Origin of the sequence: Janthinobacterium sp. HH106 (assembly GCF_001758725.1) — a bacterium.
Lineage (GTDB): Bacteria > Pseudomonadota > Gammaproteobacteria > Burkholderiales > Burkholderiaceae_D > Janthinobacterium.
On record NZ_LRIC01000064.1, the window covers coordinates 1 to 11,575 of the forward strand.

17 protein-coding genes are annotated in these 11,575 nt (G+C 63.2%); 1 reads left to right on the plus strand and 16 read right to left on the minus strand.

Annotated elements, in window-relative coordinates; genetic code table 11:
* The 16 genes from JAB8_RS30045 to JAB8_RS24520 form a co-directional block, all read right to left on the minus strand.
* Positions 1-1,138, minus strand: a 1,138-nt coding sequence (locus JAB8_RS30045; RefSeq protein WP_175445249.1) for a phage tail protein, incomplete at its 3' end; no start/stop codon positions are given.
* On the minus strand, positions 1,135-1,755 hold the full coding sequence (locus JAB8_RS24450; protein WP_175445250.1) for a phage tail protein I: 621 nt from the start codon (positions 1,753-1,755) through the stop codon (positions 1,135-1,137). The genes JAB8_RS24450 and JAB8_RS30045, both read right to left, overlap by 4 nt.
* Positions 1,748-2,659, minus strand: coding sequence for a baseplate J/gp47 family protein (locus tag JAB8_RS24455; RefSeq protein WP_070291805.1), 912 nt, complete (start codon positions 2,657-2,659; stop codon positions 1,748-1,750). The genes JAB8_RS24450 and JAB8_RS24455 overlap by 8 nt, the downstream gene beginning before the upstream one ends.
* On the minus strand, positions 2,656-3,000 hold the full coding sequence (locus JAB8_RS24460; RefSeq protein ID WP_070291806.1) for a GPW/gp25 family protein: 345 nt from the start codon (positions 2,998-3,000) through the stop codon (positions 2,656-2,658). The genes JAB8_RS24455 and JAB8_RS24460 overlap by 4 nt, the downstream gene beginning before the upstream one ends.
* Positions 2,997-3,668: a phage baseplate assembly protein V gene (locus tag JAB8_RS24465; protein ID WP_070291817.1), complete on the minus strand. Its 672-nt coding sequence runs from the start codon at positions 3,666-3,668 to the stop codon at positions 2,997-2,999. Before JAB8_RS24465 ends, JAB8_RS24460 begins: the two co-directional genes overlap by 4 nt.
* Before the next feature lie 82 nt (positions 3,669-3,750).
* Entirely contained in the window at positions 3,751-4,662 is a 912-nt protein-coding gene (locus JAB8_RS29290) for a hypothetical protein (protein WP_139143171.1), read from the minus strand.
* Between the two features lie 137 nt (positions 4,663-4,799).
* Complete coding sequence (locus JAB8_RS24475; RefSeq protein WP_070291808.1) at positions 4,800-5,267, minus strand: phage virion morphogenesis protein; 468 nt, start codon at positions 5,265-5,267, stop codon at positions 4,800-4,802.
* The gene (locus JAB8_RS24480; protein WP_070291809.1) at positions 5,264-5,752 is read right to left on the minus strand and encodes a phage tail protein; all 489 of its coding nucleotides are present in this window, start codon (positions 5,750-5,752) and stop codon (positions 5,264-5,266) included. The genes JAB8_RS24475 and JAB8_RS24480 overlap by 4 nt, the downstream gene beginning before the upstream one ends.
* Entirely contained in the window at positions 5,736-6,248 is a 513-nt protein-coding gene (locus JAB8_RS24485) for a lysis system i-spanin subunit Rz (protein WP_083287912.1), read from the minus strand. The genes JAB8_RS24480 and JAB8_RS24485 overlap by 17 nt, the downstream gene beginning before the upstream one ends.
* Positions 6,245-6,805, minus strand: a complete 561-nt coding sequence (locus JAB8_RS24490) for a glycosyl hydrolase 108 family protein (RefSeq protein WP_070291810.1) — start codon at positions 6,803-6,805, stop codon at positions 6,245-6,247. Before JAB8_RS24490 ends, JAB8_RS24485 begins: the two co-directional genes overlap by 4 nt.
* On the minus strand, positions 6,805-7,176 hold the full coding sequence (locus JAB8_RS24495) for a hypothetical protein (protein ID WP_070291811.1): 372 nt from the start codon (positions 7,174-7,176) through the stop codon (positions 6,805-6,807). The genes JAB8_RS24490 and JAB8_RS24495 overlap by 1 nt, the downstream gene beginning before the upstream one ends.
* A gap of 64 nt (positions 7,177-7,240) precedes the next feature.
* Positions 7,241-7,456, minus strand: coding sequence for a tail protein X (locus JAB8_RS24500; protein WP_070291812.1), 216 nt, complete (start codon positions 7,454-7,456; stop codon positions 7,241-7,243).
* On the minus strand, positions 7,456-7,959 hold the full coding sequence (locus tag JAB8_RS24505) for a head completion/stabilization protein (protein WP_070291813.1): 504 nt from the start codon (positions 7,957-7,959) through the stop codon (positions 7,456-7,458). Before JAB8_RS24505 ends, JAB8_RS24500 begins: the two co-directional genes overlap by 1 nt.
* A gap of 96 nt (positions 7,960-8,055) precedes the next feature.
* Complete coding sequence (gene gpM, locus JAB8_RS24510) at positions 8,056-8,772, minus strand: phage terminase small subunit (protein ID WP_070291814.1); 717 nt, start codon at positions 8,770-8,772, stop codon at positions 8,056-8,058.
* On the minus strand, positions 8,772-9,791 hold the full coding sequence (locus JAB8_RS24515) for a phage major capsid protein, P2 family (protein ID WP_070291815.1): 1,020 nt from the start codon (positions 9,789-9,791) through the stop codon (positions 8,772-8,774). Before JAB8_RS24515 ends, gpM begins: the two co-directional genes overlap by 1 nt.
* 48 nt (positions 9,792-9,839) lie before the next feature.
* Entirely contained in the window at positions 9,840-10,628 is a 789-nt protein-coding gene (locus JAB8_RS24520; protein ID WP_070291816.1) for a GPO family capsid scaffolding protein, read from the minus strand.
* 136 nt (positions 10,629-10,764) lie between these two features.
* On the opposite strand from JAB8_RS24520, the gene JAB8_RS24525 reads away from it, so the two are divergent.
* Positions 10,765-11,575 (plus strand): terminase family protein (locus JAB8_RS24525; RefSeq protein WP_217494245.1); only part of this gene is annotated, 811 nt, incomplete at its 3' end.

Genomic DNA, 11,575 nt, shown 5'->3' on the forward strand with positions numbered 1-11,575 from the left:
TGATGACGTTGGCCCCCTGGTAGCGAATGGTGGTGGCATAGGCGAAGAAGGAGAATCCGGCCGGCAGTGTCGGGGCATCCGCCGACGCGCTCCACAGCAAGGCGGTCACGCCCGTTGCCGGATTGAAGATGAAGTGCAGATGCACCGATGCGGTGCCGGCAATGACAGCCGCTTGATCCCGACCGTTCGCGCCGACCACGGCCACGTCCGCCGTCAAGGCGCCGGTGGCATATTTCGTGATGGCCTGTCCGGTGGCCGGGTTGCGCATCGTGACGGCGAGCGCGGACACGGTGAACTTGTTTGCCGGCGAAGCGCCATGGTTCGCGCCGGACAGCCCTTGCACGCCGGCGCGCCCCTGCGTCGCCTCGGCCAGGGCGCGGGCGTTCACCACGCGCGCGGAATTGTCGCCGTGGGGGATCGTCGGCGCGTTCGGCGTGCCGGTGAAGGTTGGCGAGTCGAGCGGGGCTTTCAACGCCAGCGCATCGGCAATCGTGGTGGCGAAATGCGGATCGCGTCCCAGCGCTTCGGCCAGTTCGGCCAGGGTATTCAAGGTTTCCGGCGAGCTATCGACCAGGGCGGCAATCGCTGCTGCGATCTTGGCCTCGCCGTCTATTTTGCTCAGGTACTGCGGGTGCGGGTTGGCCTTCGCCTCATGCGCCATGACAGCCCCGGCGGCCTTGTCGTCGGCATACTGGCGGGTGGCCAGCACCACGGACGGATCAATTTTCAGCTCGATAGCGGCCGTGCTGGCGACGATCAGCACCACGCGCACCACTTGCGTGCGGCCGCTGCCTTCGACCATCAAGGGCTTGTAGCTGGGAGGGCAGTTGGCAACCGCACACAAGTCGCCCGCCTCGTCGTAGATGCCGATTTCGCGTAGCCACCAGCCGCCCACGTCCTCGGGCAAGACTTGCTCGACGATGATCTGGCTGGCGTTGGCCGGGTCGATGGCCAACTGGTTCAGGTCGGCGCGGCGCACTTCATGCACGAGTGCTTTTTGCAAGCGGTCCGGGATCGGCAGGGCGCCGTTGCCGTCGCCCACGCCCATTTTTTTCAGTTTCAGGGTTTGGCCCAGGGCGATGGCGTTGGCCAGCTTGGCCTCGCCCACCTGCGTCAGAATGGCAAAGTATGTGCTCATGGATAGATGGTCATGGTGTCAATGGTATGGGGTGCGCCGCCTTGTAATAGCGTGCCGCGCACTTCGATTTCTTCGGCGATCCACGGATAAACCGTCATCGCATCGCCGTGATAGGCGGCCAGGCCGATCCGCACCTGGCCACGGGTTTCCAGATACAGCGCAAGTCCCGTCAAATGCCGGCTGACGGGCTTGGCGTCGGCGATCAGGCGTTCCATTTCCTGAAACATGGCGTCCGTGATGCCCGTGTCGAGCACGCCCACGTCGAGGCGAAACGTGCCCGGCGCACCTAGCGGCGTGGCCTGCCACCATTCCGTGATGCGGATCAGATAGCCCAGGGACTCGACCACGCGGCGCACGGCGGCAATCGTGCCCTTGTGTTTGTGGATGAAGTAGGACGCCTTGATGGTGCCGCGCTTGATCGACTCGGGCCAGGCGTCGTCCCAGCGGTCAACGGAACAGGCCCAGGCCAGGAATGGGAGCAAGGCAACGGGGCAGCGGTCGGCGTTCCACAGGTCGCGCAGCGGCACGGGCACGTTGACCAGCTCGGCGCAAGCCACGGCAATGGCGCGTTCCAGCGCCGTGGTGTTGGGCGGCAGGGTCGGCACGATCTTATTCATCGAGCACCACCACATTCAATTTGATGGCGGTGCAGCGCGCGGCCTGGGTGGCGTCCAGTTCGATGTCCGTCGCCGGGCTGGTCAAGACGACCTTGCGCACGCCTTCGACGTGGACGGCGGCGCTGCAGGCGGATCGATAAATGCTGTGGCCCAGCGGGCGGCGCGGCTGCGACACGCGCGCAGCGTTGGCGCGCGCGGCGTCCAGCAGAATCGGCACTTCCGGGCCGACGCCGATAAACAAGGTGGCCTCGATCTGGTAGTCGATGACCTGGGCGGCCTGCACCGTCAAGCGGTCGCCCAGGGGGCGCACTTCCTCGGCGTTGAGCGCGTGCGCCACGGTGCCCAAGAGTTCGGCGCTGGCGATGCCGGTGACGTTGTTGGCCAGCACCGTGACGGTGACGCTGGCCGGCGCGGGGCTGGTGGCGCTCGCGTCCTTGACCTGGCCGTCCGCACTGCGGGCGTGAAATTCATACGACGCTTTCGGGCCGGCCACGGAAAGGCCGTCAGGCGCTTCCTGGATGCGCAGGCGGTAGGCGTCGTTGTCTTCCATGACGGCGGCCACGGGCGGCAGGGCGTTGGGATTGGCCGGCGTGATGACCAGGCGCGCTACGTTGACGTTGGCGCCCAGCTGGTCGAGGTCGCCATCGAGTGCAAACGCCAGCATGACGGCCTTGCCCGCCTCGTTGACGCGGTTGCGCAGGATGGTTTCCTGATACGCGTTCTCTTCCAGCAGCTTGGTGGCCGGTTCCGATTCCAGCTCGAGCAGGGCCGTGACGGCCGCGCGCTCGGCTTCCGGCAGCAGGCTGACCAGGTGGGCTTTGCGCGTGGCGAGGACGGCTTCGAAGTCCAGCACCTCGACCACGCTCGGCGCCGGCAATTGGGTCAGATCGATGGGCGTGCTCATACGCTGCCGCCTTGTTTGACGGGCACGGACAGAGTGATGCTCTGGCCATTCGCCGTGCCATCGAGCAGCAAGGTGATGGCGCCGTCCGTGTCGCGCGTGAGCTGCACGCTGGCGAGCTGCAGGCGCGGCTCCCAGCGGCGCAGGGCAAAGGCGGTCGCGGCGAAGATGCGCAACTGCGTGGCGCTATTTAAGGGCTGGTCGATCAGCTCGGACACTTCGGAGCCATAGCGGCGGCGCCGGATGCGCGAACCCATGGGCGTGGTGAGAATGTCGGTCACGGACTGGCGCAGGTGGCCCAGGCCCGTCAGGCTGTGCCCGGTGGCGGCGTGCATGCCCATCATGCTTGCGGCCCGCCCGACTGGTCACCGCCGGCCTTGACGCCGCCGTGCGGATGCTTGGCCAGGCTGATGGCGCCGGCCAGCACGTCCTCGCTGGCCTTGACGGTGCCTTGCACGGTCATGGCCACGCCACTGGCGGCGCCGGCCTTGGCGTTCACGCCGCCGTTCAGGGCGGTGGCGCCGTTGACGGTCGCCGATTGCTCGACAAGCAGATTGCCCATGACGGTCAGGTCGCCCGTGCAGATGGTGCTGGGCGCGTTCGACGTCACCTTATCGGCCGTGATGGTGGCCGTGCCGCCGGGGAGCGTGGCCGTCAGGGCGTGGGCAGCATGGTCGTATTGCACCACGGCGCCGTCAGGGTAGTGCGTGGTGTGGACAGTGTCACTGGTTTCGGGCGCGTCAAATGCCTGCGAGTACAGCGCCGGCACGATGATGCCGCGCTTCAGGTCGCCGCCTGGGGAAAAGACGATGACTTGTTCGCCCACGGTGGGCGCCGACCAGGTGCGTGTGCTGCCAGCGCGCCGCGTGGCCCATTTCAGCCATTCGGTGGTGAGTGACGGCCCTAGCTGGACGCGCGCCTTGGCCTCTTTGACCTCGGCGATGGTGCCCAGGCGGATCAGGTTTTGCAGCAAGCGAGTGAGGTCGGACAGGTCGGCGTTCATGCAGTGCATGTTGCCGAAGTCCGCGTGCGGATGCACGCGGGGGCGGGTTGATATGCGGTTTAGCGACTAAGACCGTGTTATCAGATATATCTTACGGTGTAAAAGCTAAGATCGCGGCAGTGCCGTAAGCAATAATCTGCTCAAAAGTCTTCCCCGCCACTACATCGACTGCAACTTCTTTTCCCTTTTCAAACCATGCTTTCACCCTTGGACCGACCCCTTTTTCGCCAGCCTTTCTATCAGCATCGGCGTTGTCCGCCAGTTCTGCTGCTGAGTCTTTCGGCAGGCCGAGTTTTTCAAGTGCCGATACGAGTGACGGTAAGTCACCGGGTGTGATGCCATTGATTATATTTTGCTCGACGGAATGATTTCCGAATGCAACGCCATGAACATTCCCGCCGTTGATTGTAGTGTTAAATATTTGGCTCACTAATTTCTCCTTTTCCTTTAAATTTTCATCATGTGCTGGCACCAACCCAGCATCAGGATAGGTCGACTTTATTTCCAGAGAAAATGCAAGTATCTTCGTCTTTATTTGATCGACCATCGACGTGAGATTCGCTACAGTGAACTCCATCCAAGCTCCTGTGCAATATGATCCTGGCGTCATTGTCGAACCGTATTTAACAGCTAAAACGATAGGCCAATCTTTTTTGAGAGTGCCCTTGCCTTCACTCGCCTCTATCATTTGTGCGCATTCTGCAACGGGCTGCCGATACTGAATGTCTTGAAAAGCCTTACGCATGTCTTCTGGCAATACTGTAACTGGTATCTGTATTATCCCCTCATACCTTCCGACTATATGGCCTCTGATAACTCCTGAAAACACCCGGTAAGGCGGCAAACTAACTTCGTCCGGATAGCCCTCAAGCTCATGCTTAATCCATGTCGAAAGCGGTTCATGTCCTAGGTCATAAGCCAGTACCATGCAGAGGCGGAGCAATCGAGTAACACTAGAGTCCTTAGCGATTGCCTCATCAATTATTTGTTGTAAGAGAGACATATTAAATCTTTCGATGATTTCGCCGACAATCTAATTGAGGTGAGAGAGAGCGGCAGGGTTTTGCTCGTAGAGGTCTGTATGATGCGACTCTATCTCATTTGATAACTAATGTCAGTTGAAGTTTGCATTGAAGCATCTTAGTTTTTTTCCATGTGACGCAGCAGCGATTCGCGTATCAACGTCCGATCCGGTTCACTCAAGCCCAGCAGCGGCCGCTCCGAGTACTTGTAGACGGCACCCTGTTTAGTAATGCGGTCTTGCCGGCCAAACTGATGCACATGCGCCACGCGCGCCACCCAGCCAAAGAAGCCGACCTCGATCTGATCGCCGGTCGCCTTCACTTTCAGATGTTTGGCGGTACGAATTTTGGCAAACATCGCCGCCTTCTGTCGCTTGATGCGCCCATTCTTCCCTTTGAATTCCTTGCGCCGCTTGCGCGCCGGATAGGCTGTGCCATCCGGTCCCTGCTGCGCCTTGATGCGCTGTGCTTGGCTACGACGCAGGTCGATGGCCACCTTTTGATTGATGGCGCGGCGCTGGGCCGGCTGCAGCTTGGCCAGCAGGGCGCCGGCCCAAGTTGCCAAAGCGTGCAGGTCGTCGCTCATGCCGTTGCCTCGGGCGTGCGCCATTCGGCCAGGAGTTTCTCGCCTGCGTACAGCTTCCAGAACTCGTCCGCATAGGCCGGCATGTGCTGTATTTCGGCAAGATGCTTGATGTCCAGGCGGCCCGCTTCGCCGGCCTTGACGGCCACGCGCTCGGTCAAGTCCAGCTTGATGGAAATATCGACCGTTTCATGGTTATTAAAATCCACCTCGAATGCGATGCCGTGCTTGCGCGTTTCATCGTTGGCCATCAGGTCGAGCTGGTGGACTTTGAGCCAGGCGATCAGGGCCACCATGATGGCGTCGGCGTCGCCCGCGTAGTCGGTCACGATCAGGTTGAGCTTGAAGCGGTATTCGAAGGAGAGGGAGGCGGTGGCGCTGGCCACGACATTGCCCTCGTCGGCGAAGACCAGCAGGCGGTCGGGGTCGCGCTGGAGGTCGGGGATGGCGGCGGCCAGGTGCTGGCGCAGGCTATTCGGTTTGTACATGGTAGGTGTCGCGGATATGGTTGTAGGCGTCGATGCAGGCGTTCAGTTGGCGTGTGGCGTCGTCGCCGTCGCCTGCAATGGCGTCAAGAGCTGCCGCAGTCGCTGGGTCAAGTTCGGCGCGCGCCTCAATCCGATGGCCTGTGGCAGCGGTGGAATCTGCAGTTGCGGCGCACTGGCCGCTGGTGACGGGGATTGACAGGCGCACAGCGCCGCTGCGCACGTCAATATTGAAACGGTCACGCTCGGTTTTCGCATGGGTTTGCTCTTGGGTGAGGTGGTCGGCGCGCTGCGCCAGGGCGGCGCCGGCGGCGCGTTCCAAGGTAAGCACGCGGGCTGTGGCCTGGGCCAGTTCGGTGGCGGCTGTGGATGTTTGGATAGCGGCCGCCCGCTGCAGTTCGGCGATGCTGGCATCCTTGCGCCAGCCCTGCGCTGTCCAGCCGACCATGGCGCCGCACACCAGGTAGGCGGCCAGCGGGCGCCAGGTGGTCGCACTCACATGGCCACCCGTTCCTTGATCCAGCCGAACAGAAAACGGCGCTGGGTCTTGTTGGCCTCCGTGATTTCCAGGTAGCGCGCCGCCTGCAGGCCGTTCAGGGCGCGCAGCAGCACGGCGGCGCCATCCTGGCCGCGCCATATGAGAAAAGCGGCCAGCGCGCCCAGCGACTGCGCGCCCAGGCGGCCGTCGACGAACAGGGCGGGATAGCGCGCGCCCGTGTCGTTAAAGCCGTTCAGCCAGCGCTGCAGGAACTCGGCCGCGCGGTGCGGCCCCATGTTCACGCCCGTGTCGATCACTTCGGCGCCGATGCCGGCATGCAGGGCTAGCACCTGGTCGAACTTCGGTTCCGTGATGTAGCGCGCCGTGTAGATGGCGCGCGCCACGGACTCGGGCAGATCGCGCATCGGCCCCGTGTAACCATTCGCGCGCGCCACGGCCACGGTGATGCCGTAATTGGTTTCGCCGCCCTTGTCTTGCGGGTCGTTCACGTAGCCGCCTTCGGCGCGCAGGATGGCGTCGATGGTGCGCGCGATAAGGGGATTTGCAGGGGCGGCCATCAATGCTCCTTCGCGTCTTTGAGCAGCTCGGCGATGTCCTTGTCGCTGCGGCGCTGGAACCACAGGGCCACGGCGCGCGATACCCACCAGCCGGGCGCGCCCACGATCAGGTCGATGGCGGAGGCGTTGACCATGGCGCCGACGCTGGGCAATTGCGCGCACAGCAGCTGATACGCGGTGCCGCCCAGCAGGCACGAGAACACGCCGGCGCAGGCCAGGCGGGCGACGAATTCGCCCTTGTTGAAGGTGCCGTCGCTGTTCAGCGGCGGCAGCACGATGTACAGCATGGCCGCGCCGACCATGCCCAGCGCCGCCTTGAAGCCGTACAGTTTGACCAGGGTGGCGAAACCACCAAACGATTCTGCGGACATTGCTTGATTCTCCGGTGATAGGGGTAATAGATTTTTCATGAGGGTAAAAAGGTGGATTGCTGCGTTAATCCCATAGCTGCACAAGATCGGCTGCAGCCACCTGGCCCGTGGTGGGCGCCGGTTCGGGCAGGGTGACGGCCAGGCCGGCAGGCAGCACGGCGCCGTGGCGTGCCAGGGCGGGATTCATTTCCAGGGTTTGCTCGACGTATCCCGCGCCGTCGCCCAGGTAGCGCCACACCAGGGCGTCTACCGTGTCGTGCTGCCGCGTGCGCACCTGCATCAGATCAGTTCCACGGTGAGGTGCGTGCGGCCGACCATATCGGCGATGGCCCATTGCGCATTGCGCCGCTGCGCGCCGGGTGCCTCGTCCAGCCATTCCATGCTTTTCTTGTCGCTGACGGACGTGGCCGTGCTGTCGTAATCGCGGTAACGCTCGATCAGGTCGGCTTTTGCCGTGCTGTAGACGGCGCGCCGGTACTGCGCCAGCAAGCGCGATTCGCGGTTGATGCGCGCGGCCGGCACGTCCACCAGGGCGGGGATGCCGGCAGCGGTGTGCTTGCCCTGCCAGTCGGCCAGTTCGCGGTTGACCTGCAGGATGGCATCGACCACGGCTTGCACCAGGCGCGCGTCGGTGACGGTGCCATCGAGGCGCATGGCGTCGCGCATATCGGTGAGAAAAATGTCGGGAAACCAGCCGTCGTTCTCGATGACGCCAGGGGTAGCCGCTGGCGGCGCCGGGGTGGTGCCGGGCGGGATGGACGGGGGCAGGGCCATGAAGGACATACGGGGCGCTTTCAATAATAGGGCGGTGGACGGGGTTCATCAGGTCAAAGGTATTACCAGAATCCCCCCGTGCCGCCGTGCTGCGGGGGATGCTCTTTACGTGGAACCGGCCGCGCGCTTGAGGCGCCGCTCCAGCTTTTCCATATCTTTCTTGACGCCGCAGGACTCCGACAGAGCGCGGGCGCGTTTCAGCTGGGCCATGGCCGTTTCCGCTTGTGCTACCAGCGCCGGGGCGATGTCCGTTTCGTCGGCCTGATCCAGCACGGCGATCAAGGCCAGGCCGATGGCCTTGTGCAGCTTGGCGCGCGCCTGGTCGGGCGCGTCGCTGGCGGCCGTCAGCTGCTCGACGGTGCCCAGCACCTGCGCCGCATGCTGCGGATCGCTGGCCAGCTTGCCGTGTAAATAGCCTTCGGCGAACTCGTCCAGCATCAGGGTGGCGATGTCGCGGCTGTAAGTCTCGGGCAAGGTGAACTTGTGTTCCAGCGCATAGGCGGCCATGACCAGGGCGCGCTCGTACTCGCCCGTGTCGATGTGCCACACCAGCAGGGTGGCAAACACGTCATCCTGGGCGCCCTTGCCGCCTGCCAGCACGCCGTCGATCCATTGCGCATAGTTGGGCAGCAAGGTGGCCTTGACCTCGATCTTGCGTTCCACCGACTGAATGGCTTTCAGGCGCCGCCGGTCATCGGACAGCTTGTAGAGCATCAGATCGTAGGCCGTGCCGGTGGTCACGCCCTGCGGCGCGGCGGCGCCGGCCGTGCGCTCGGCCAGCATGCGTGCGCGGTGGCGCAGGGCGGGGGACTGGTTCGCCATCACTTGTCTTTCAGCTCGATGTTTTCCACCAGCGCGGCCAGGCCCAGGTCTTCGATCACGTAGGCGTCGTTGGACGACTCGTAGTTTTCGATGCGGTCGCGCTTGGGCACGTCCTCGACGCGGCGGCGGCGCGCGCCTTCCTGGAAGTAGATCGACAGATTGTCGAAGCGGGTAATCAGGATGGCGTTATCCGGGAAGTAGGGCACGCGCGCGGCCGGCAAGCCGCCGATGCGTTTCTGGCTGATGATGATGTCGGCGGCCAGCGTTTCCGTGGGTGCCTGCTTGGTGTTGACGAGCGGAAAATACTTGTCGTTCAACAGCTTGCGCCCGACGATGGCCACCAGGTTGGTGTCTTCCTGATACCACGGGTCCAGCAGGTTGACGGCATCGGTGACGGCCGCGTCCAGGTTGGCATAGTCGGCGCCGTCCACGTCGCCGATGATGACCTTGCCCGGAATGCCGGCGGCCACGAGGCCCAGCACGCGCTCGGGCGCCAGCTCGCGCAGGTGCTGCAGCCAGCCTTTGTTGACGTCCTGCAGCAGCGGATTGGCGTCCAGGTCGGTGTCGGCCATGGCTTTCACGCCATTGAAGCCGATGACGATGCGATCTAACGCCTGGCGCGTCAGGATGGCATTGGCGACGCGCGATTGAAAATCGGGGAACTTGGCCCAGGCGTCCAGCTTGGCATAGTTCAGATGCGTGTCGAAGTTGGTTTGCTCGCAGCGGTATTTGGTGCCGTCGAGGGTGGACAGGTCGCGCGTCTTGCGTTCCTTGTCCTTGGTGTTGGTGCGGCCGGCAATCGGGCCGGACACGCCCAGGCCCAGTTTTTCGCCTTCCTGCTCGGTCACGCCGATGATGTTCACTTTCGACAGGAACTCGCTCGATTCCTGCATCTTCGTTTCCAGCTTTTGCTGCACGCTGGGCGTGACGCTGAAGGTCTTGGCCACGTTGTCCGTATCGTTCAGTTGGCCCAGGCGGGTTTCGTACTGGCCAAAGACCTGGCGTGTTTGCTTTTTCATGGTTCGATGCTCCGTTGTTGAATGGGGTGTGAGGGATAGCGCGGGCGCTTAAAACTCGGTCTGCACGGCGCCGTCGTTGCCGGTGGCGGCCGGGCGGCGCGGGCCGTTGCCGGGCGCTTCGTCCATCTGCGCCTTGAAGCTGGCCAGCTCGTCCTGGGTCGCTTTCTGCGCCTTTTCCGCCGCATCCAGGCGCTTGAGGGCATCGGCATAGTTGTCGTTGGCGGTGACGACGTGGCCGGCCAGCGCCTGCACGGCTTCGCTGATGTCGGCGAACTGCGCGGCGTCGGTGCCGGATTTATGGGAGAAGCGCGACAGCAGGTTTTTCACGGCGTCGGCCAGCTTGATGCCCTGCGGCTCGTCAAATTCCAGCGTGACCTCGACGGCGGAGGTAAACAGGTTGGTGCTTTGCTGCTTGCGGCTGGCCGAGAATTGCAGCGCCTCGGTGCCCAGGCTGGCCGGGCTGTCGGTGACGCCCAGGCCCACCAGGTAGGGCTGCGACGAGTCGGCAAAGTCGGGCTGAATTTCCAGGCTGGTGTACAGCTTCTGTTTCGCCTTGTTGATGGCCACCAGTTCCGGCGTGGGTTCGATCTGCGCGAACAGGGCCAGTTTCTTGCCGCTGTCGGTGTCCACTTCCTCGGCCTTGACGGCGATCACGTCGCCGTAGGCCTTGAACTGGCTGTCGGGCAGGATGCCGCGAATGTGCTCGAGCCAGATGCGCGCACCGTAGGTTTTCGGGTTGTAGGTGGCGGCGATCTGCTCGATGGTGGCGCGGTCGATGTTGCGGCCGTCCGTGGTGGCGCCTTCGGTGGCGACGCGGAAGAATTTCGATTTGGACATGGTGGGCGTTCTCGGTTGATCGGATAACGCCATGGTCAACGTCTTGGCGCCGCGATTCAATGCGGTGCGGGTTGCTATGGGCCATAGCGACTATTGCCTTTCCCCGTTCCGCGCGCGCGCGGCCTACGCTGGCGGCATGCTGACAATCGAGAAAACACGCGAACAAACCCCCGACGAGAAAATCGCCGAACTGGCCGTGCCCGAATCCGAGCCGCGCCGTGCCGCGCGCGCCCTGTACTGGAAGGGATGGCGCATTTCGTCCATCGCCCGCCACCTGGGGATCAAGCGCAGCACGATCAATAGCTGGAAAGAGCGCGACGAATGGGACAAGGCGCAGGCCATCGAGCACGTGGAAGCGTCGGCCGAGCTGCGCCTGGTGAAATTGATTGAAAAAGAGGTCAAGAGCGGCAGCGACTACAAGGAAATTGACCTGCTGGCGCGCACCATCGTGCAGATGGCGCGCGTGCGCCGCTATGAGCAGCCGGGCGGCAACGAGGTGGACTTGAATCCGAAGCTGGCGAACCGCAACGCGGGCCCGAAGAAGAAACCGACGCGCAACGATTTCAGCGAAGAACAGAAAATCCAGCTGCTCGACGCCTTCCAGGATTCGCTGTTCGATTACCAGAAAGTTTGGTATCGCAACGGCGACCAGCGCACGCGCGCCATCCTCAAGTCTCGCCAGATCGGCGCCACCTGGTACTTCGCCCGCGAGGCGCTGGCCGATGCGATGGAAACGGGGCGCAATCAGATTTTCCTGTCCGCCTCAAAAAGCCAGGCCCACGTCTTCAAGCAATACATCGTGCAATTCGCCCGCGAAGCGGCCGGCATCGAGCTGACGGGCGACCCCATCGTGCTGCCGAACGGTGCCCATCTGTATTTCCTGGGCACCAATGCGCGCACGGCGCAGGGCTACCACGGCAATTTCTACTTCGATGAATTCTTCTGGA

Bases quoted from the DNA above. Each gene is read 5' to 3' on its own strand.
- JAB8_RS24450 (WP_175445250.1), bottom strand. From the start codon at position 1,755: ATGAATAAGATCGTGCCGACCCTGCCGCCCAACACCACGGCGCTGGAA.
- JAB8_RS24455 (WP_070291805.1), bottom strand. From the start codon at position 2,659: ATGAGCACGCCCATCGATCTGACCCAATTGCCGGCGCCGAGCGTGGTC.
- JAB8_RS24460 (WP_070291806.1), bottom strand. From the start codon at position 3,000: ATGATGGGCATGCACGCCGCCACCGGGCACAGCCTGACGGGCCTGGGC.
- JAB8_RS24465 (WP_070291817.1), bottom strand. From the start codon at position 3,668: ATGCACTGCATGAACGCCGACCTGTCCGACCTCACTCGCTTGCTGCAA.
- JAB8_RS29290 (WP_139143171.1), bottom strand. From the start codon at position 4,662: ATGTCTCTCTTACAACAAATAATTGATGAGGCAATCGCTAAGGACTCT.
- JAB8_RS24475 (WP_070291808.1), bottom strand. From the start codon at position 5,267: ATGAGCGACGACCTGCACGCTTTGGCAACTTGGGCCGGCGCCCTGCTG.
- JAB8_RS24480 (WP_070291809.1), bottom strand. From the start codon at position 5,752: ATGTACAAACCGAATAGCCTGCGCCAGCACCTGGCCGCCGCCATCCCC.
- JAB8_RS24490 (WP_070291810.1), bottom strand. From the start codon at position 6,805: ATGGCCGCCCCTGCAAATCCCCTTATCGCGCGCACCATCGACGCCATC.
- JAB8_RS24495 (WP_070291811.1), bottom strand. From the start codon at position 7,176: ATGTCCGCAGAATCGTTTGGTGGTTTCGCCACCCTGGTCAAACTGTAC.
- JAB8_RS24500 (WP_070291812.1), bottom strand. From the start codon at position 7,456: ATGCAGGTGCGCACGCGGCAGCACGACACGGTAGACGCCCTGGTGTGG.
- JAB8_RS24505 (WP_070291813.1), bottom strand. From the start codon at position 7,959: ATGTCCTTCATGGCCCTGCCCCCGTCCATCCCGCCCGGCACCACCCCG.
- gpM (WP_070291814.1), bottom strand. From the start codon at position 8,772: ATGGCGAACCAGTCCCCCGCCCTGCGCCACCGCGCACGCATGCTGGCC.
- JAB8_RS24515 (WP_070291815.1), bottom strand. From the start codon at position 9,791: ATGAAAAAGCAAACACGCCAGGTCTTTGGCCAGTACGAAACCCGCCTG.
- JAB8_RS24520 (WP_070291816.1), bottom strand. From the start codon at position 10,628: ATGTCCAAATCGAAATTCTTCCGCGTCGCCACCGAAGGCGCCACCACG.